Source organism: Micromonospora cabrerizensis (assembly GCF_022230955.1).
Classification (GTDB): Bacteria; Actinomycetota; Actinomycetes; order Mycobacteriales; family Micromonosporaceae; genus Micromonospora; species Micromonospora cabrerizensis.
Window position 1 is genome coordinate 58,676 of the sequence record NZ_JAKKFI010000076.1, and the last position, 19,614, is coordinate 78,289.

The 19,614-nt window shown below is 70.8% G+C and carries 18 protein-coding genes and 1 pseudogene; 7 read left to right on the top strand and 12 right to left on the bottom strand.

The window, feature by feature from the left end; all coding sequences use genetic code 11:
• Positions 1-156: 156 nt before the first annotated feature.
• Positions 157-1,218 (bottom strand): aspartate-semialdehyde dehydrogenase, encoded by a 1,062-nt coding sequence (locus LADH09A_RS19030; RefSeq protein ID WP_238646815.1) that lies wholly within the window; start codon positions 1,216-1,218, stop codon positions 157-159.
• A gap of 5 nt (positions 1,219-1,223) precedes the next feature.
• Positions 1,224-2,489: an aspartate kinase gene (locus LADH09A_RS19035; RefSeq protein ID WP_088950592.1), complete on the bottom strand. Its 1,266-nt coding sequence runs from the start codon at positions 2,487-2,489 to the stop codon at positions 1,224-1,226.
• Between the two features lie 258 nt (positions 2,490-2,747).
• Here LADH09A_RS19035 and LADH09A_RS19040 point away from each other — a divergent pair, with 258 nt between their 5' ends.
• Both LADH09A_RS19040 and LADH09A_RS19045 read left to right on the top strand, forming a co-directional pair.
• On the top strand, positions 2,748-3,536 hold the full coding sequence (locus LADH09A_RS19040; RefSeq protein ID WP_238646816.1) for a hypothetical protein: 789 nt from the start codon (positions 2,748-2,750) through the stop codon (positions 3,534-3,536).
• Between the two features lie 86 nt (positions 3,537-3,622).
• Positions 3,623-4,153, top strand: coding sequence for a nitroreductase family protein (locus tag LADH09A_RS19045; protein WP_238646817.1), 531 nt, complete (start codon positions 3,623-3,625; stop codon positions 4,151-4,153).
• A gap of 13 nt (positions 4,154-4,166) precedes the next feature.
• On the opposite strand, the gene LADH09A_RS19050 is transcribed toward LADH09A_RS19045, so the two are convergent.
• Positions 4,167-5,153, bottom strand: a complete 987-nt coding sequence (locus LADH09A_RS19050) for an ArsR/SmtB family transcription factor (protein WP_238646818.1) — start codon at positions 5,151-5,153, stop codon at positions 4,167-4,169.
• A 77-nt stretch (positions 5,154-5,230) separates the two neighbouring features.
• Here LADH09A_RS19050 and LADH09A_RS19055 point away from each other — a divergent pair, with 77 nt between their 5' ends.
• Both LADH09A_RS19055 and leuA read left to right on the top strand, forming a co-directional pair.
• Positions 5,231-6,502, top strand: coding sequence for an MFS transporter (locus LADH09A_RS19055; protein ID WP_238646819.1), 1,272 nt, complete (start codon positions 5,231-5,233; stop codon positions 6,500-6,502).
• Positions 6,503-6,739: 237 nt separating this feature from the next.
• The gene (leuA, locus tag LADH09A_RS19060; protein ID WP_238646820.1) at positions 6,740-8,491 is read left to right on the top strand and encodes a 2-isopropylmalate synthase; all 1,752 of its coding nucleotides are present in this window, start codon (positions 6,740-6,742) and stop codon (positions 8,489-8,491) included.
• 25 nt (positions 8,492-8,516) lie between these two features.
• Here leuA and LADH09A_RS19065 read toward each other — a convergent pair whose 3' ends face one another.
• On the bottom strand, positions 8,517-10,010 hold the full coding sequence (locus LADH09A_RS19065) for an MFS transporter (protein WP_238646821.1): 1,494 nt from the start codon (positions 10,008-10,010) through the stop codon (positions 8,517-8,519).
• Positions 10,011-10,117: 107 nt separating this feature from the next.
• On the opposite strand from LADH09A_RS19065, the gene LADH09A_RS19070 reads away from it, so the two are divergent.
• Both LADH09A_RS19070 and LADH09A_RS19075 read left to right on the top strand, forming a co-directional pair.
• A complete protein-coding gene (locus LADH09A_RS19070; RefSeq protein ID WP_238646822.1) occupies positions 10,118-10,774 on the top strand; it encodes an HNH endonuclease family protein in 657 nt (218 codons plus the stop codon).
• Positions 10,750-11,166 (top strand): hypothetical protein, encoded by a 417-nt coding sequence (locus LADH09A_RS19075; RefSeq protein ID WP_238646831.1) that lies wholly within the window; start codon positions 10,750-10,752, stop codon positions 11,164-11,166. Before LADH09A_RS19070 ends, LADH09A_RS19075 begins: the two co-directional genes overlap by 25 nt.
• 32 nt (positions 11,167-11,198) lie before the next feature.
• On the opposite strand, the gene LADH09A_RS19080 is transcribed toward LADH09A_RS19075, so the two are convergent.
• From LADH09A_RS19080 to LADH09A_RS19110, 7 genes are all read right to left on the bottom strand, one after another.
• Positions 11,199-12,302: an ABC transporter ATP-binding protein gene (locus tag LADH09A_RS19080; RefSeq protein ID WP_238646823.1), complete on the bottom strand. Its 1,104-nt coding sequence runs from the start codon at positions 12,300-12,302 to the stop codon at positions 11,199-11,201.
• Between the two features lie 76 nt (positions 12,303-12,378).
• Entirely contained in the window at positions 12,379-13,392 is a 1,014-nt protein-coding gene (locus LADH09A_RS19085) for an ABC transporter ATP-binding protein (RefSeq protein WP_238646824.1), read from the bottom strand.
• 7 nt (positions 13,393-13,399) lie between these two features.
• Positions 13,400-14,362, bottom strand: coding sequence for an ABC transporter permease (locus LADH09A_RS19090; RefSeq protein WP_091403413.1), 963 nt, complete (start codon positions 14,360-14,362; stop codon positions 13,400-13,402).
• Positions 14,359-15,363 (bottom strand): ABC transporter permease, encoded by a 1,005-nt coding sequence (locus tag LADH09A_RS19095; RefSeq protein ID WP_030328131.1) that lies wholly within the window; start codon positions 15,361-15,363, stop codon positions 14,359-14,361. Before LADH09A_RS19095 ends, LADH09A_RS19090 begins: the two co-directional genes overlap by 4 nt.
• 85 nt (positions 15,364-15,448) lie before the next feature.
• Positions 15,449-17,113, bottom strand: coding sequence for an ABC transporter substrate-binding protein (locus LADH09A_RS19100; protein ID WP_238646825.1), 1,665 nt, complete (start codon positions 17,111-17,113; stop codon positions 15,449-15,451).
• Positions 17,114-17,436: 323 nt separating this feature from the next.
• Positions 17,437-18,030 (bottom strand): recombination mediator RecR, encoded by a 594-nt coding sequence (gene recR / locus LADH09A_RS19105; protein WP_238646826.1) that lies wholly within the window; start codon positions 18,028-18,030, stop codon positions 17,437-17,439.
• Positions 18,031-18,038: 8 nt separating this feature from the next.
• Positions 18,039-18,347 carry a YbaB/EbfC family nucleoid-associated protein gene (locus LADH09A_RS19110; protein WP_007466279.1) on the bottom strand — a complete coding sequence of 103 codons (309 nt, stop codon included), beginning with the start codon at positions 18,345-18,347 and terminating at the stop codon, positions 18,039-18,041.
• 201 nt (positions 18,348-18,548) lie between these two features.
• Here LADH09A_RS19110 and LADH09A_RS19115 point away from each other — a divergent pair, with 201 nt between their 5' ends.
• Positions 18,549-19,229, top strand: a complete 681-nt coding sequence (locus LADH09A_RS19115) for a DUF998 domain-containing protein (protein WP_238646827.1) — start codon at positions 18,549-18,551, stop codon at positions 19,227-19,229.
• Here the strand turns inward: LADH09A_RS19115 and LADH09A_RS19120 are convergent.
• A pseudogene (locus LADH09A_RS19120) lies at positions 19,207-19,614 on the bottom strand (DNA polymerase III subunit gamma and tau); the annotation flags it as partial. The gene LADH09A_RS19115 and the pseudogene LADH09A_RS19120 overlap by 23 nt on opposite strands.

Sequence of the window (19,614 nt, forward strand, 5' to 3'; positions counted from 1 at the left end):
CCCACGCCCCCGCCCTCACGCCCCACCCCCGCCGCGTCGATCAAGGAGTTGTGGTGCCCCGCAGAAGGCGCGGGACCGAGCAATTCACCCACCACAACTCCATGATCGACCGCGTTGGGCGGGCGCGGCGCGGCACGGCACGGCACGGGGCACGGGTTAGGGGTTCTTTAGCTCTTTGGCTAGGAGTTCGGCTATCTGGGCCGTGTTGAGGGCTGCGCCCTTGCGGAGGTTGTCGCCGGTCACGAAGAAGTCGAGGGCGCGGGGGTCGTCCAGGGCGCGGCGGATCCGGCCGACCCAGGACGGGTCGGTGCCGACGGCGTCGATCGGCATCGGGAACTCCCCGGCGGCGGGGTCGTCGACGAGGATCACCCCGGGTGCGTTGCGCAGCGCCTCGCGGGCGCCCTCGGCGTCCACCTCGGTCGCGAAGACCGCGTGCACGGCCACCGAGTGGGCGGTGACGACCGGCACCCGGACGCAGGTGGCGGACACCTTGAGGTCGGGCAGGCCGAGGATCTTGCGTGACTCGTTGCGGATCTTCATTTCCTCCGACGACCAGCCACCGTCGGCTGGGGAGCCGGCCCAGGGCACCACGTTGAGCGCCATGGGCGCCGGGAACGGGCCCAGGTCGTCGCCGACCGCCTGCCGTACGTCACCGGTGCGCGAGCCCAGCGCCCGATCGCCGGCGACCTTGGCGAGCTGGTCGTGGAGGATGTCGACGCCGGACTTGCCCGCGCCGGAAACAGCCTGGTAGGAGGCGAGCACCAGCTCCCGTAGGCCGTACTCGCGGTGCAGCGGCGCGACCGCGACGATCATCGCGAGGGTGGTGCAGTTGGCGTTGGCGATGATGCCCCGGGGCCGGTTGCGGACCTGCTCGGGGTTGATCTCGGGCACGACCAGCGGGACGTCCCGGTCCATCCGGAACGCGCCGGAGTTGTCGACCGCGATCGCGCCTCGGGAGACGGCGATCGGTGCCCACTCGGCGGAGACCTCGTCGGGCACGTCGAACATCGCCACGTGGACCCCGTCGAATGCCTCGGGGGTCAGCGCCTGGACGACCATCTCCTCGCCCCGGCAGCGCACCTTGCGCCCGACCGAGCGTTCGGAGGCGAGCAGCCGGATCTCACCCCAGACGTTGCGACGCCCGGTGAGCAGCTCACACATCACGGTGCCGACGGCACCGGTCGCTCCGACCACTGCGAGGGTGGGCAGCGCCGTCATCGGCGCTACCTACCCGTCCCCGCGTAGACCACGGCTTCGGTGTCGCCGCCCAGCTCGAACGCGTCGTGGATGGCGCGGACGGCGGCGTCGAGGTCGGTGTCCCGGCAGACCACGGAGACCCGGATCTCGGACGTGGAGATCATCTCGATGTTGACTCCGGCCGCGCCGAGCGCGGCGAAGAAGCCGGCGGCCACACCGGGGTGCGAGCGCATGCCGGCACCGATCAGCGAGACCTTGCCGACGTGGTCGTCGTAGAGCAGGCCCTTGAACTTGACCGGCTCCTGGATCTTGCTGAGCGCGGCCATGGCGGTCGGGCCGTCGGTCTTGGGCAGGGTGAACGAGATGTCCGTCCGACCGGTGCCCTCGGTGGAGACGTTCTGCACGATCATGTCGATGTTGATCTCGGCGCCGGCGACCGTGTCGAAGATCCGCGCGGCGGCACCCGGCTCGTCGGGCACCCCGACGATCGTGATCTTGGCTTCGCTGCGGTCGTGCGCGACTCCGGTGATCAGTGCCTGCTCCACGGAAAGGTCCTCCATCGATCCGGTGACCATCGTGCCGGTGTTGGTCGAGTATGACGAACGGACGTGGATAGGCAACCCCGCCCGACGGGCGTATTCCACGCTACGCAGGTGCAGAACCTTCGCGCCGCACGCGGCCAGCTCCAGCGTCTCCTCGTAGGTGATGTGCTTGATGTGCCGCGCGTTGGGCACGATCCGAGGGTCGGCGGTGAAGATGCCGTCCACGTCGGTGTAGATCTCACAGACGTCGGCATGCAGGGCCGCGGCGAGCGCCACGGCGGTGGTGTCCGAGCCGCCCCGGCCCAAAGTGGTGACGTCCTTGGTGTCCTGGGAGACGCCCTGGAAGCCGGCCACGATGACCACCGAACCCTCGTCGAGCGCGCCCTTGAGCCGCCCGGGGGTGACGTCGATGATCCGCGCGCGACCGTGCACCGAGGTGGTGATCACGCCGGCCTGCGAGCCGGTGAACGAGCGGGCTTCGTACCCCAGGTTGTGGATGGCCATGGCCAGCAGCGCCATGGAGATCCGCTCCCCGGCGGTGAGCAGCATGTCCAGCTCGCGGCCCGGCGGCAGCGGGCTGACCTGGTTGGCCAGGTCGAGCAGCTCGTCGGTGGTGTCCCCCATCGCGGAGACCACCACCACCACGTCGTCGCCGGCCTTGCGGGCGGCGACGATGCGCTCGGCCACCCGCTTGATCCGCTCGGCGTTGGCGACGGAGGACCCGCCGTACTTCTGCACCACGAGTGCCACGACGGTGCACTCCCTCCCAGTGACCCTGAGCGTGCCGACGCCGCCGGAACCGGGGCCGGCGGCGCGTGTCAGACCCCTTGAGGGTATCCGGCGGGTAACGACGACGGGTCAGGTGATCCCACCATCCGGCCCGCGCGGGGTCGGCGGGGCCGGTCCCACCAGGTCGGGCGGTACGCGGACGAGACCTCGTCCGACACGCCGGAACGGGCCGGTACGCGTCGGCACCCACCAGCGGCCCGCACCCACCAGAATGGGCCGGTGCCCGTCCTCATCCGCCCGACCGGCCGTGTGCTCGGGCCGCTCGTGATCGCCCTGCCGGCACTCCTGGCCGCCTGCACCAGCGCGCAGCCCCCGAGCCCGCTGCCCACGGGCACCGGGACAGTGGAGGTGGAGGCGGCTCGGGACGAGCTGGCCGCGCTGGCCGCGGCCGCCCAGGACCGCCACCTGGTGGCGCAGTACGTGTACAGCCGGCCGGGTCAACCGGACCGCACCATCGTCTTCACCAGCGCGAACGACGGGAGCTGGCGGGTCGACGTGCCGGGCGGCGCCCTGGGTGGCGAGGCGGACGTCTCGATGGCCGCGACGGCCGACGGGCTGTTCCAGTGCGCCCTGCCGTCGGTCGGCCGACCGGAGTCGGCGAGCTGCGTACGCCTCGGTGACCGCGACGAGGCGATTCCGCGCCGGTCGGACCCCCGGATCCAGCATCCGCTCACCGACTGGCTGGACGTGCTCACCGACCGGCGGGCGCCGTTGGCGGTGGCCCCGGCCACCGCGCCGGAGGGTGTCACCGGCTCCTGCTACTCGGTGGACTCCACCTCGGCGTCGCTCAACGCCCCGCTGGACGCGGGCATCTACTGCTACGACCGAGACGGCACACCGACGGGTGTACGGACCGGAGCCGGGACGCTGCGGCTGGCCGCACCACCCGGCCCGGCACCGGCCACTGTGCAGCTCGCCGGCCCGGTGGTGGTCGACCGGGACCCGCTCGACACCGCAGCGCCACCGACCCCTGACCCGTCGGACAGCCCGAGCGCGGGAACGCCCTGATCTTCGTCCCGTTACGGGTGCTCTTGCCCACATTTGGCCCCTCCCCAGCAACGGGGGCGAATCGCCCATACGGCACACTTCTCCCCATGGCCGATCTCACTCCTCTTCTCGCCTACCGCTGGAGCCCTCGGGCCTTCGACCCGAGCGCCGAGCTGACCCCGGACGAGGCGGCCTCGCTGCTGGAAGCCGCACGATGGGCGCCCTCGACGGAGAACCGGCAGCCCTGGCGGTTCGCCATCGGCCACCGGGACGACGAGACCTGGAAGCGGATCCTGGTCAGCCTCCCGGGCAGCGACCAGGGTTGGGCCCGACACGCCGCCACCCTGGTGGTCGGCGCGCACGCCGGCGTCGACGCCGAGCGGGCCGCGTACGACCTCGGGCAGGCGATTGCCCACCTGACGGTGCAGGCCACCGCGCTCGGCCTGCACGTGCGCCAGCTCACCCGCTTCGACCAGGCTGGCCTCACGACCGAACTCGACCTGCCCGGCGACGTCCGCCCACTGGTGGTCGCCGCCGTGGGTCAGCTCGGGGACCCGTTCGCCCTCCCGGCCGACCTGCGCGCCCAGGAAGTCGGCCTGCGGCACCGCCGTCCGGTCGCCGACCTGCTGCTCGCCTGATCACGCCGTCGGGTCATCCACCCTGACTCGCCCGGAGCAGGACCCTCGCGGCGTCGGTGTTGCGGTAGAGGACGTGCCGACCCTCCCGGGACCGGTGCACCAGGCCGGCGGCGTGCAGCGCGGCCAGGTGCTGGGAGACGTTGCCGGCGGACATCCCGGTGAGTCGGGCCAGGCCGGTGGTGGTGGTCGCGCTGTCGAGCAGGTGCAGCAGCGCGGCCCGGCCGGGGCCGATCACCCGTGCCAGCGGGTCGCCGGGCGGCGGCGCGGTCGCCTCCCAGAGCGTGCCGACCGCACGGACCGGGTACGCCCCGACCGGCAGCGAATCCTCCAGCAGGTTCCACAGCACCCGCCGGTTGGAGAACACGGCCGGATTCAGCGCCAGCCCACGCCCGCGAAGGTCGAAGTCCCGCTCGAATGGGTCGTCGCTGACCACCCGGTCGCCGAGCCAGCGCAGGCTCGGGTGGAGCTGTTCGAAGAGCCCGCCGGCACCACCCTCGGCGAGCTGGGCGGCGCGGTACGCCACGTCGGCGTCGAGCAGCGCGCGCATCCGCGGCCAGTCCGGGGCGATCGCCTCCTCGTGCCAGACCCGCACCGCGTCCACGAGCTGGGGCAGCAGCCCGCGGGGATCGGTGAGCAACGCCCGCCCGAACGCGCCCAACGGCCGGCGCGGGGTAGTCGCCAGCAGGTCCCGGACCACCACCTCCGGCGGCGTCGCCGCGATCTGGTCGAGCTGCTCGGCCATCTCCACGTTCGGCCGGGGCGCCGGGGTGAGGAAGTCGGGCAGCCAGCAACGCGGCCGGGCCAGCTCCACCAGTGGTCGGACCCGGCCGGCCACCTCCGGACGACGCAGGGTCACCCGGGCACGGTCGATCCAGGGCAGGTGCACCGGGTAGTGAACCGGGCTGGCCAGCGCCCACATGCTCATGACCGTCTCGTTGACCGGCGACACGGCGAGTCGCACACCCGCCACGTCGGCCAGAGTGAACCGCAACTCGGACAAGGCCACCCCCGGGCGCAGGATTTGCCTCAGCCTAAAAGGCTCGACCGACGTCGTGGGGGCACGGTTCACTCCCGGCCATGGGGGCCAGAGAAACCATCCGCACCGCTGTCCGAAACGTCGTACCGCCGGCCGGGCTGACCCGCGCCCTGGCCGTGCAGGCGATGGTCTACGCCGTCGGCAGCGGCCTGTTCCACGCCGGCAGCGCCGTCTTCTTCACCCGGGCGCTCGGGCTCAGCGCCGCCCAGGTCGGGCTGGGCCTGTCCGTCGCGGCCGGGGTGTCACTGCTGGGCACGGTGCCGCTGGGAGGGCTCACCGATCGGTACGGACCACAACGGGTCTGGGTGGTCGGGCTGGTGCTGGACGCGGCGCTCTTCGCGACCTACCCGTTCGTGGGCGGCTTCGCCGGGTTCCTCGCCGTGGTGGTGGCGCTGGCCGCGGTGGACGCCTCGACCGGCGTGGCCCGGCAGGTCTACTCGATCAACGCGCTCCCCCCGGCCGAACGGGTCACCGCGATGGCGTACCAGCGTTCGTCACTGAACGTCGGTTTCGGGTTGGGCGCGGTGATCAGCGGCGTGGTGCTGGCGGTGGACACGATCGAGGCGTACCGGGGAATGGTCTGGTTCATCTCGACGGTCTTCCTGGTCACGGCCCTGTTCGTGCGGCGGCTGCCCCGGCTGCCGCAGGTGGCCCGGCCGACGGAGCCGATGAGTCGGCTCGCCGTGCTCCGGGACCGCCCGTTCATGGTGGTGTCCCTGCTGTCCGGGCTGCTCACCGCGCACCAGACGCTCTACCTGACGGTGCTGCCGCTTTGGATCCTCAGCCACACCGACGCGCCGAAGACGGTGATCGCCGGGCTGGTGCTGCTCAACACGGTGCTGATCGTGCTGCTCCAGGTACGCGCCAGCCGGGGCGCCGACACCGCGTCGGGCGCGGCCCGGGCCTCTCGCCGTGGCGCCCTGCTGATCGCCCTGTTCTGTCTGGTCCTGCCGATCTCCGGGATCACCCGGGGGGCGCTCACCGTGGTGGTGCTGGTGGCCGCCGCGACGCTGCTGATCCTGGCCGAGCTGATCGAGTCGGCGGGCGCCTGGGGGCTCACCGCCACCCTGCCGCCGGCAGCCCAGCGCGGCGCGTACGTGGGGGCGTTCCGGCTCGGCACGCAGGTGCAGTACCTGATCGCCCCGGCCGGGCTGACCGCGCTCGGGGTGAGCACCGGCGGTTGGGGTTGGTTACCGATTGCAGCGATCTTCGTGCTGGTCGGGCTGGTGATCGTACCCGTGGTGACCTGGGCCGGACGCACGCCGAGGCTGGGTGCCGAGGCCGCGGAGCAGGCCATGACTCCGGTCCCATAGTCCGGACCTGCCTTCCCACCCTCCCTTCCATCACGTAGTGTCACCTGGTCATGTGGCAGGCGCTGCTCCTCCTTAGCCGCCGCGACGAGGCCTGACCGGCCGGCACCTCGTCGCGGAGTCGCATCGCGCCGTCCAGCACATCCGAGTTTCTTCTCGGCACCGCCGCGCATCGTCGCCCGGCATCTCGCCGACACCTTCCGATCTGCTGACGCCACATGTTCCAGGGAGCACTCTGAGATGGCTCAACCTGTCACCGACGCCGAGACCGATCCGATCGCTCGGCAACGCCCCAGCCGGATGCCGTACCACCGCTACCAGCCCTACCGCGAGCAGTTCCGGGTCGAGCTGCCGGACCGCAGCTGGCCCACCCGCACTGTCGAGGCCGCCCCCCGGTGGTGCGCGGTGGATCTCCGCGACGGCAACCAGGCGCTGATCGACCCGATGTCGCCCGAGCGCAAGCGGCGGATGTTCCAGCTGCTGGTCCAGATGGGCTACAAGGAGATCGAGGTCGGCTTCCCGTCGGCCAGCCAGACCGACTTCGACTTCGTCCGGCAGCTCATCGAACAGGACATGATCCCGGACGACGTGACCATCCAGGTGCTCACGCAGTGCCGGGAGCACCTCATCGAGCGGACGTTCGAGTCGCTGCGCGGCGCGAAGCGGGCGATCGTGCACTTCTACAACTCGACCTCCACCCTCCAGCGTCGGGTGGTCTTCGGCCTGGACCGCGACGGCATCGCCGACATCGCCACGACCGGCGCGCGGCTCTGCCAGAAGTACGCGGAGATCCACACTCCGGACACCGACATCTTCTACGAGTACTCGCCGGAGTCGTACACGGGCACCGAGCTGGAGTACGCGCTGGAGGTCTGCTCCCGGGTGATCGACGTGATCGACCCGACGCCGGACCGGCCGCTGATCATCAACCTGCCGGCCACCGTCGAGATGGCCACCCCCAACGTGTACGCCGACTCGATCGAGTGGATGCACCGGCACCTGCCGCGCCGCGACAGCGTGGTGCTGAGCCTGCACCCGCACAACGACCGGGGCACCGGGGTGGCCGCCGCCGAGCTGGGCCTGCTGGCGGGCGCGGACCGGATCGAGGGCTGCCTGTTCGGCAACGGTGAGCGCACCGGCAACGTCGACCTGGTGACGCTGGGGCTCAACCTCTTCTCCCAGGGCATCGACCCGATGATCGACTTCTCGAACATCGACGAGATCCGGCGCGCCGTCGAATACTGCAACCAACTGCCGGTGCACGAGCGCCACCCGTACGCGGGCGACCTGGTCTACACCGCCTTCTCCGGCTCCCACCAGGACGCCATCAAGAAGGGCTTCGACGCCCTGGCCGCCGACGCGAAGGCTGCCGGCGTACCGATGGACGAGCACACCTGGGCGGTGCCGTACCTGCCGATCGACCCGAAGGACCTGGGCCGCACCTACGAGGCGGTCATCCGGGTCAACTCGCAGTCCGGCAAGGGCGGCGTCGCGTACATCATGAAGAGCGAGCACCAACTGGACCTGCCCCGGCGGCTCCAGATCGAGTTCTCCGGGGTGGTGCAGCAGGTCACCGACCACGACGGTGGCGAGGTCGACCCGGGCACCATGTGGGAGATCTTCGCGACGCACTACCTGCTCGACCACCAGCCCGACCCGGCGGTCCGGCTGGCCAGCTACACGATCGGCACGATCGACGGCAAGGTCGAGATCGAGGCCCAGGTCGGCGTGGGCGACGAGCAGCGCTCGCTCGCCGCGGTCGGCAACGGCCCGATCGACGCGTACGTCAACGCGCTGCACTCGGTCGGGGTGGGCGTGCGGGTGCTCGACTACCACGAGCACGCGCTCTCCTCGGGTGGGGACGCGCAGGCCGCCGCGTACGTGGAGTGCGAGGTCGACGGCCGGACGGTCTGGGGTGTCGGCACCGACGCCAACATCGTGACCGCCTCGATCAAGGCGGTCACCAGCGCCGTCAACGGCGCCCGCCGCTGATCCGCCCGCGACACCCCCGGGGCAGCTACTTCGGGGGTGTCGCGGCGGGCATCGAGTGGCAGGGCTGCGACGGCGGGGCTGCCCGGGGCGGTCGGTGCACCAGCACGAGGGCCAGCACCGCCCCGGCCACGAGCAGGCCGGCGCACCACTCCATCGCGCCCCGGAACGCGTCGGTCAGCTCGGCCTTCTGCTCGTACCCGCCGCCGGAGAGGCCGACCAGCAGCGGCAGCGCCGCCACCGCGAGCAGACCGCCGGCCCGGGACGCGGCGTTGTTGAAGCCGCTGGCCACTCCGGAGAACCGGTCCTGCACGGCGGCCAGCACCGACGCGGTCAGCGGTGCCACGACCAGGGTCAGCCCGATGCCGAAGAGCAGCACCCCGGGCAGCACGTCGGTCCAGTACGACGCGCCCGGTCCCACCCCGCGCAGCAGCAACAGGCCGACCGCGGCCACCACCGGCCCGATGGTCAACGGCAGCCGGGGCCCGATCCGCGCCGACAACGCTCCGGCGCGGGCGGACCCGACCAGCAGCAGCAGCGTCATCGGCAGCAGCGCGATGCCGGTGCGGAAGGCCGACCACCCGACCACGTTCTGGAGGTAGACGGCGAAGAAGAAGGTGAAGCCGCCGAGCGCCGCGTAGACGACCACGGTGAAGATGTTCAGCACCGAGAAGAGCCGGCTGCTGAACAGTCCGGTGGGCAGCATCGCGGCATCGCCACGTCGCCGTTCCAACAGGACGAAGGACACCGCCGACACCACTCCGACCAGCGCCGCGATCAGCACCGGCGCGGAGTCGTAGCCGCGCGCCGGGGCGTCGATCAGGGCGTACGTGACGCCGGCGAGCGCGAGTGCTCCGAGCAGGGCTCCCGTGACGTCGAACCGCCGCCGGGTCCGCCCCGGCCCTGCGGTCCGGGAGGCGCTCTCGTCGCGGCTCTCCGGCACCCAGTGCATCGTGGCCAGCACCACCAGCACGGCGATCGGCAGGTTGAGGAAGAAGATCCAGCGCCAGGAGAGCGTGTCGATCAGCCAGCCCCCGATGAACGGGCCGAGCGCGGTGGACACCCCGGACAGCCCGGCCCAGGCGCCGATCGCCCGGCCCCGGTCGTCCGGGTGGAAGCTGGCCTGGAGCACCGACAGCGACCCGGGCGTGAGCAACGCGCCACCGGCACCCTGGAGGAACCGGGCCGCGATCAGCCAGCCGGTGCCCTGGGCCAGCCCGCACAGCACGGACGCGGCGGTGAACCACACCACGCCGATGAGGAAGATGCGTCGCCGGCCGAAGCGGTCCCCGAGTGCACCGCCGAGCAGCACGAACGCCGCCAGCATCAGCAGGTAGCCGTTGATGGTCCACTGGAGATCGGCCACGTTCGCGCCGAGATCCTGCCCGAGCTTCGGCAGCGCCACGTTGACGACCGTGCTGTCGAGGAAGACCATGCCTGAGGCGAGTACGGCGGCGAGCAGCGTCCCACGGCCGGCGGCGGTGCCCATCCTGAGGGCAGGCGCCGGTACGGGTGCGGTCATCCCACCAATCTGCCCTGCATCATGTGGGAGACGCCACGAAATGCCAAAACCATCCCCGGGTACTGTGCGCAATCGCCGGGAGACCGCAAGCTGGAGAGGTGTCGTCTGTGCGTACCACATCAGGACCGCGAGCGGCGGTGATCGCGCTCGCCGCGGCGCTGGCGCTCGGCGTGGCCGGTTGCGTCCCGCAGGACGAGCCGGACACTCCGCCGTCGAGCGACGGCGGCAATGCGGTGCAGCAGCTTGGTCAGCTCACCGTCGCCACCGCCGGCTCGATGAAGGGCTACAGCCGGGACCATTTTCCGCACTGGCGGGACACCGGCAAGAACTGCGACGTGCGGGACAGCATCCTCCAGCGCGACGGCAAGGACGTGAAGCTCTCCGGCTGCAACGTGGTCGATGGTCGCTGGGAGAGCGTGTACGACGGCCGCAGCGCCGCCGATCCCGCCGATGTGGACATCGACCACATGGTGCCGTTGGCCAACGCGTGGCGCTCGGGTGCCGACGAGTGGGACGACCAGAAGCGCGGCGACTTCGCCAACGACACGACACGTCCGCAGCTCATTGCGGTTTCCGCGTCGTCCAACCGGGCAAAGGGTGACCAGGACCCGTCCCAGTGGAAGCCGGCGAACCGCGAGTACTGGTGCAAGTACGCCGAAAGCTGGGTGACGGTCAAGCACTACTGGCGGTTGACGGTGACCAGCGCCGAGAAGGCTGCCCTGACCGACATGTTGGAGGGCTGCACAGTGGGAAACGAGTCGTGACGGCCGCCGAGGAGAGCGGCCCGGCCGCCGCCGGCATGACCGCGGACGGCACCGCCGAAACCCCCGCAGCCGTGCCGGGTGCCGGCATGGTCGCCGATTCGGGTGGTGCGGCTGGTCCGCAGAGCGGCGCCCCGGCCGCTGGTCCGCAGAGCCGCACCACCGACATCGTGCCCGGCCCCGGCGGTGTGATGACCGACGAGGTCGGCGTCGTCACCGGCGACCTGACCCTGCGCACCGAGTACGCGGACGGCAAGGTCACCCTGCGGGTGCAGTACAAGGACGCCGACGAGTGGTACGCGGTCACCGGCGCATCGGTGGCGCTGGCCGACCCGGCGGGGCTGGACGCGGTGCACGACGTCGCGGTGGGCCTGCTCAACCGCCCGGAGGGCTGAGCACCCCGACGCCGCCGGCACCGCGTCCAGTCTCAGACGTACGAGCCGGGCTCGGTGGGCGCGGAGACGACGGCCGGCGCGTCCCCCTCGCCCTCGGGGCGGACGATCTGCGCGCTGACCCCGTGCGGGCGCAGCTCGCCGCTGGCGATCTGCTCGGCCCAGTGGCAGGCCACCCGGCTGACGCCGATGTCCCGCAGCACGGGCCGCTCGTCGGCGCAGCGGGTCGGCTGTGCCCACGGGCAGCGCGTGTGGAAGCGGCAGCCGGACGGCGGGTTGGCCGGCGACGGCAGGTCACCGGCCAGCAGGATCCGCTCCCGACGGTCCTCCACGTCCGGGTCCGGCACCGGCACCGCGGACATCAACGCCCGCGTGTACGGGTGCAGCGGCTCGGTGTAGAGCCGGTCGCTCGGCGCCTCCTCGACCAGCGCGCCCAGGTACATGACGCCGACGGTGTCGGAGATGTGCCGGACCACCGCGAGGTCGTGCGCGATCACCAGGTAGGTCAGCCCCAGGCTGTCCTGGAGTTCGTCGAGCAGGTTGACCACCTGGGCCTGGATCGAGACGTCGAGCGCCGAGACCGGCTCGTCGGCGACGATCAGCTCCGGCCCGAGCACCAGCGCCCGGGCGATGCCGATGCGCTGCCGCTGCCCGCCGGAGAACTCGTGCGGGTAGCGGGAGAGCGCCCAGCGGGGCAGGCCCACCGCGTCCAGGGTCTCCCCGATGATCCGCCGACGGTCGGTGCGGTCGGTGCCGATCCCGTGGGTCTGGAGGCCCTCGGTCAGGATCGACTCGACGTTCTGCCGGGGGTCGAGGCTCGACATCGGATCCTGGAAGATCATCTGCATCCGGCGACGCATGTTGCGCAGCTTGCCCGATGCCAGCGTGGTCAGCTCGACGCCGTCGAAGCTCACCTCGCCGGCGGTCGGCGGGGTGAGCTGGAGCAGCGCCCGACCGAGCGTGGACTTACCGCAGCCGGACTCGCCGACCAGGCCGTACGTCTTTCCACGCGCGATGCTCAGATCGACCCCGTCGACGGCCTTCACGTGGCCGACCACCCGGTCGAAGAGCACACCCCGCTTGATCGGGAAGTGCACCTTCAGGTCGCGTACCTCGACGAGGATGTCGTTGTCACTCACGCCAGCACTCCGCTTCGCTCCGCGCTGGCGCGAGGCGCCGCACTGCTGTGCCTGATGGTTCGCTCGCTACGCTCGCTCACGCTTGTTCCTCCTCGCGCGGGGCGGGCACCGTGCCGGGCACCGGCTCCGGGTTGACGCACCGGTAGCTACGTCCGTCGTGCGTGTGCACCAACTGCGGCGGTTCGCCCACGCACTCGTCGATCCGTCGGGCGCAGCGCGGGGCGAAGGCACAGCCGTCCGGCCAGGGCAGCAGGTCGCGGACCGAACCGGGGATCGGGTTGAGCTTCTCGCCCCGCCCGGCGTCCAGGCGCGGCACCGAGCCGAGCAGACCCACGGTGTACGGGTGCCGCGGCTGGCGGAACAGTGGACGGCGGCGGGCCGTCTCCACCACCCGACCGCCGTAGAGCACGTTGACGGTGTCGCACATGCCGGCGACCACGCCCAGATCGTGCGTGATCATCAGCAGCGCGGTGCCGGAGTCGCGGACCAGTTCCTTGAGCAGCTCCAGGATCTGGGCCTGGATGGTGACGTCCAGCGCGGTGGTCGGCTCGTCGGCGATGAGCAGCCGAGGCTGGCAGGCCACCGCCATCGCGATGAGCGCCCGCTGGCGCATACCACCGGAGAGCTGGTGCGGGTACTCCTTCAGCCGCCGCTTCGGGTCGGGGATGCCGACGCGGTCCAGCAGCGCCGCCGCCTCCTTCGCGGCGGCCGCGCCCTTCATCCCCCGGTGCCGGGTCAGCACCTCGGTCACCTGCAACCCGATCGGGATCACCGGGTTCAGCGAGGAGAGCGGGTCCTGGAAGATCATCGCGATGTCCCGGCCACGGATGTCCCGCCGCGACCGGTCGTCGAGCTGGAGCAGGTCCGTGCCGTCGAAGACGGCCTTGCCGCCGACCCGGAGGCCGGGTTGCTTCGGCAGCAGACCCATGATCGCGAGCGAGGTGACGCTCTTGCCGCAGCCGGACTCGCCGACCAGGCCGACCACCTCACCGGCGTCGACCGAGAAGGACACCCCGTCGACCGCGTGCACGGCCCGCTGGCCGCGCCGGGCGAACGTGACGGACAGGTCGTCAACTTCAAGCAGTGCCATTGGGGGCCTACTTCCGCAGCTTCGGGTCGAGGGCCTCGCGCATCGCCTCACCGAGCAGGGTGAAACCGAGCGCGGTGATGATGATCGCGACGGCCGGGTAGATCGCCAGTGACGGCCGGATGCCGAGGTACTGCTGCGCGTCGGCGAGCATGACCCCCCATTCCGGTACGGCCGTGTCCGGGTTGCCGAGGCCGAGGAAGGAGAGCGCCGCCGCCTCGATGATCGCGGTGGCCAGGGTCAGCGTGGCCTGCACGATCACCGGGGCGAGCGAGTTCGGCACCACGTGGGTCAGCGCGATCTTCGACTTCTTCACACCGAGCGAGGTGGCCGCCAGCACGTAGTCGCTGTTGGCCTGGGAGATCATCGAGCCGCGCAGGAGCCGGGCGAACACCGGCACCGAGACCACGCCGACCGCGATCATCACCGTGGTCAGGCTGGCCCCGAGCAGGGCCGCGATGCTCACCGCCAGCAGCAGGCTCGGCATCGCCAGCAGCATGTCGATGAACCGCATCAGGGTCGTGTCGATCCAGCGACCCCACCGGCCACCGAGGCCGGCCGCGGCACCGGAGACGCCACCGATCAGCGCGCCGATCGCCAGGCCGATCAGGGTGGAGACCACACCGACCAGCAGGGTCTGGCGGGCGCCCACGATCATCCGACTGAACTCGTCACGGCCCTGGTGGTCGTAGCCGAACCAGTGGTCGCCGTTCGGGCCGGGAATGACACCCGGCTTGATCAGCCCCTCCCGGATGCCGATCGTGTCCGTCGCCGCGTACGGGACGAGGAACGGGCCGACGACAGCGACCAGCACGAAGAGCGCCAGGATGACGGCGCCGACGATCGCCGCGGGGTTGCCGCGCAGCCGGCGGAACGCCTCCTGCCAGAGGCTGACGCCGCGCTCGTCGTCACGGGCGGCCAGCTCGGAGAGCCGGTCGATCTTCTCGCGCTTCTTGCCCGGGCTGAGCGTCATCGCACCCTCACCCTCGGGTCGATGAAGCTGTAGGAGAGGTCCACCAGGAGGTTCACCAGCACGTACACCACCGCGATGATCAGAATGAAGCCCATCAGCACCGGATAGTCGCGCTGGCCGATGGCCTCGGCGACGAAAGCTCCGATGCCACTGAAGGCGAAGACGGTCTCGGTCAGCACGGCGCCGGAGAGCAGGCCGCCCGCGAGCAGACCGATCGAGGTGGCCACCGGCAGCATCGCGTTGCGCAGCACGTGCCGACGACGGACCGTCTGCTCGGTCAGGCCCTTCGCCTCGGCGGTGCGCACGAAGTCCTCGTTCAGCACCTCCAGCACGCTCGCCCGGGTGATCCGGACGATGATCGCCAGCGGGATGCTGGCCAGCGCGATGGCGGGCAGCACCAGATGCCAGAGCGCGTCGGCGGCGGCGTCCCACTCGCGGGTCATCAACCCGTCGAGGACGAAGAAGTTGGTGACCCGGGTCGCCCCGAGCGTCGGGTCCTGCCGACCGCTGGACGGGAACCAGTGCAGGTTCTCCGAGAAGATGGCCTTGAGCACGTAGCCCAGGAAGAAAACCGGGATGCAGATGCCGATCAGCGAGCCGCCCACGGACGCGTGGTCCAGGAACCGGCCGCGACGGCGGGCTGCCAGATAGCCCAGCGGGATGCCGACGCCGATCGCGATGATCATCGCGGTGATGGTCAGCTCGACGGTGCCGGGGAAGCGCTCGATGAACTCCGTGGTGACCGCCCGCTTGGTGGAGGTCGAGGTGCCCAGGTCGAGCTTGATCATCCGTCGGACGAACCGGCCGTACTGCACCAGGATGGGCTCGTCGAGCCCCATGTTGCGGCGGATGGCGGCACGCATCTCGGGCGTGCCGCGCTCGCCGAGGATGGCGGTCTCGGGGCCGCCGGGGAGCCGGCGGAGCCAGATGAAGAGCAGGAGGGAGAGCCCGAACAGCGTGGGTATCAGCTGAAGCAGGCGCCTGACGATGAACCGGAACACGGCGGCCTCGAAGGGGTGCGGAGGGTTGCGGGCGGGCGCTGTGCGACAGCGCCCGCCCGCGTTCCTTGCTGCGTCAGATCAGGACTTACTTGAACTCGGCGGTGGCGTACCGCTCGTCGGTGAGCGGGCTCGCCTTGACGCCGGTCACGTCCTTGCCGAACACGATCGCCGGCGGCGAGTGCGAGATCGGCACACCGGGCAGGAACTCCATCACGGACTTGTTCAGGGCCTTGTACTTCTCGGTCCGGGCCGCGATGTCGGCGGTGCCGTCCGCGTCCTTGAACTGGTCGAACAGGGCCTTGTTGTTGAAGCCCCACTCGTCCTTCGGACGGTCGAAGAAGGTGCCGATGAAGTTGTAGGCGTCGCCGTAGTCACCGGTCCAGCCCAGGAAGTGGATGTCGTGCTTGCTGCCCGAGGTGGTGGCGTTGAGGTAGTCCGGGCTCCACTTGAGCGGGATCGCCTCGACGGTGATGCCAACCGCCTTCAGGTCCGCCGACAGCAACTCGAAGATGTCCTTCGGGTTCGGCATGTACGGCCGGGTGACCTCGGTCGGGTAGTGGAACTTCAGCGTCAGGTTCGACGCGCCCGCCTCGGCCAGCAGCGCCTTCGCCTTGGCCGGGTCGTAGGCGAACTTGGGAACGTCGCCGCTCCAGCCCTCGACGGTGTCCGGCATGAAGTTGTCGGCGACCTTGGCGCCCGGCGGCAGCTTGGAGGTGACCAGCTGCTGACGGTTCAGGGCGTACGCGATGGCCTGCCGGACACGGATGTCGGCGAGCTTCGGGTTGCCCTTCTGGTTGATCGCCAGGTAGAGCACGTTGAACGCCGGGCGGGTGAGCATGTTGAAGCCCTCGCCCTTCAGCGGCTCGACGTCGGCCGGGCCAACCAGGTCGTAGCCCTGGATGTCACCGGAGCGCAGCGCCTGCTTGCGGGCGTTCTCGTCCGAGATCGTCTTGAAGATCAGGGTCTTCAGCTTGGCCTTGGCGCCCGAGTAGTCCTCGTTGCGCTCCAGGGTCAGCGTCTTGTTGGCGACGTCCCAGGCCTTGAACTTGAACGGGCCGGTGCCGGTCGGGTGCGCCGTCGCGTACGCCGGGTACTTGATGTCCTCGGCGGTGCCCGCGACGTTGCTGGCGTCGAACTCCTGCAGCGCCTTCGGGCTGTGGATGGAGAACGAGGGGAGCATCAGCGCGGCCGGGACCTTGCTGGAGACGCGGGTGAACGCCAGGTCCACAGTGGTCGCGTCCTTGGCGGCGCACGACTTGAAGAGGCTCGGCGGCAGGTCTTCGCTCTCGTTCTTGGCGAAGCCACCCATGACGTCCTGCCAGTACGCGGTCACGTCCGGGCTCTGCATGAGGCCCTTGGCGTTGTACCAGCGGTTGAAGTTGACGCAGACGGCCTCGGCGTTGAAGTCGGTGCCGTCGTGGAACTTCACGCCCGAGCGGAGCTTGAAGGTCCAGGTGGTGCCGGCGGCGTCCGGGGTCCAGGACTCGGCCAGGCCGGGGGTGACCTTCGTGCCACCCTCCTCCGGTCGGACCAGGGTCTCGAAGACCTGACGGGCCACACGCAGCGACTCGCCGTCGCTGGCGAAGCTCGGGTCGAGCACCTTCGGGTCTCCGGCGACGCCGAAGACGAGGGTGTCCTTCTTACTACCGCCGGATTTGTCGTCGTCGCGGTTGCTCTCGGCGCAGCCTGCTACCGCGAGGGCCGCGACCGCGATGGCCGCGATCGCGACCTTCGGCCTGGGTGCACGCATGTGTGCTTCACCTCGTCCTTGGGGGTACGGACAACGTGGTGACAGGGGTCACCGATGGCGGTGACCATAGCTCCCGTTGCGTCCACCCGGAAACCGCCAGGTGGACGGTTGGTATCGGATCGTGCCTCAACCGCCGCTTGACATTCGATTCGAAGGTAAACAGCCAAGAAAACCGAACAATCCGCGACCGCGATGCCAAACTGTTACGTCGAACAGCCCCGATGAGGGATCAAGTGTCAGATCAATTCCGGGCAGTGACGGGCACCGACACGACGATGGCCGACACCCCGGTTCGGGTGCCGGCCATCAGCCGTGGACGGATGTCAGACGGCCCGGCGACCCTCGAAGGCCCGGCCCAGGGTGATCTCGTCGGCGTACTCCAGGTCGCCGCCGACCGGCAGCCCACTGGCCAGCCGGGTCACCGCGATGCCCATCGGCTTCACCATCAGCGCGAGGTAGGTGGCGGTCGCCTCGCCCTCGGTGTTCGGGTCCGTGGCCAGGATCAACTCCCGCACCTCGCCACCACTGAGCCGGATCAGCAGCTCCCTGATGCGCAGGTTGTCGGGGCCGATGCCCTCCAGCGGATTGATCGCGCCGCCCAGCACGTGATAGCGACCGCGGAACTCACCGGTGCGCTCGATGGCCACGACGTCCTTGGGCTCCTCCACCACGCACAGCACCTCGTGGGTGCGGCGTTGGTCTCGGCAGATCCGGCACTGCTCAGACTCGGCCACGTTGTAGCAGGTCGTGCAGAACCGCACCAGCTCCTTGACCTTGCGCAGCGCGCCGGCCAGCCGGTTGACGTCGGCAGGATCCGCCGACAGGACGTGGAACGCGATCCGCTGAGCGCTCTTCGGGCCCACGCCCGGCAGCCGACCCAGCTCGTCGATCAGGTCCTGGATGGCACCTTCGTACATCTGCCGGCTCAGAAACCGGGCAGGCCGAGGCCGCCCATGCCACCGGCGACCGGGCCCATCTTGCGCTCGGTCAGCTCCCGGGCCGCCTCGGCGGCGTTGTGCACGGCCGCGACGACCAGATCCTCCAGCGTCTCCACGTCATCCGGGTCGACGGCCTTCGGGTCGATCTTGATGGCCTTGAGCTCACCGGAGCCGGAGACGGTCGCGGTGACCAGCCCACCGCCGGCGGTGCCGGTCAGCTCGGCCTCGGCCAGCTCAGCCTGGGCGGCGGCGATCTGCTGCTGCATCTTCTGCGCCTGCTTCAGCATCTGCTGCATGTTCGGCTGTCCACCTGGGCGCACGGATGGCTCCTTCTCGCACTCGTCTGCTCGGCCGCCGCCCAGCCTATCCGCTGGGACCGACCCCGCCCCGCCCGGTGGCGTCCGCCCACGCCGAGCCCTCGGGTACGGCTACCTCTACCCCGAACCGGCCATCTGCTGGTAGTGCGCCCACTGCCGTCGCGCTGGTGTGCTCGTGGCATGAACCTCCACCCCACCGGCCGGGTCGGCGCGCTGTGCTGGGCCGTCGCCGCGCCGATCTTCCTCGTCGCCAGCCTGGTCACCGGCCTGCGGTGGCGCGAGCCGACCTACAGCTGGGCCCTGCACAACATCAGCGACCTCGGCAACGTCCACTGCGGCATCTGGGACACCACCCGGCCCCGCTACGTCTGCTCACCCTGGCACCCGCTGATGAACGCCGCGATGCTGCTCACCGCCGTGCTGCTCGCCGTCGGGCTCCTGCTGACCTGGCGACTCCTCGGCCGCGGCGGCGTGGTGCGCTCGGCCCAGACGCTCCTGCTCCTGGCCACCGGCGGGTACGCCCTGGCGGCCCTCTACCCGGCCGACGTCGACGAGAACCTGCACGTCCTCGGCGCATTCCTGATCATGGGCCTGGGCAACGTCGGCCTACTCCTCGCCAGCTTCGCCCCGGGCACCACGACGCTCGGCCGGTGGCGACCGCTCACCCTCACCGCCGGGCTCATCGCCCTGGTCGGGACGGTGTTGTTCTTCGCCCAGCAGGGCATCGGGATCGGGGTGGGCGGCATGGAACGGGTCGCCGTGCTGCCCTTCCCCCTCTGGGCCTGCGGCCTGGGAGTCCTGCTGGCCGAGACCCCCGCCCCCGCTCGCGGGGCGGCGGCTAGCGGGCGTCTACCTCGTTGATCTTTTCCGCGCCGAAGGTCTCCCGGAGCAGCCGTACCGCCTGCTCCTCGCTGGACTCCCGGGCGGTCTTCTCGTCGATGACCTCGTCCAACGGCTCGTCGCCCGGGTCGAACCCCTCGTAGACCGGGGCCGCCGGGGCCGCGCCGCCCGGCCGACCACCGCGCGTCGGGCCGTCGAAGTCCGGGTCATAGGGAGGCTCGCCGGCCCATTCGGCGTCCGCGACGGGCCGGGCTGCCGCTCCGGTACGCACACCGCGCCCCGCCGCCGCCGCGCGAGCCGCGGCGATGGCGCTGCTCACCGGTGCGCCACCGGCTGTCGCCGGCTGCCGGGCCGCCGGTGTCGGGTTGTCCCGCCCGCCCGGCTTACCGCCACCGGCCGCCGCGCC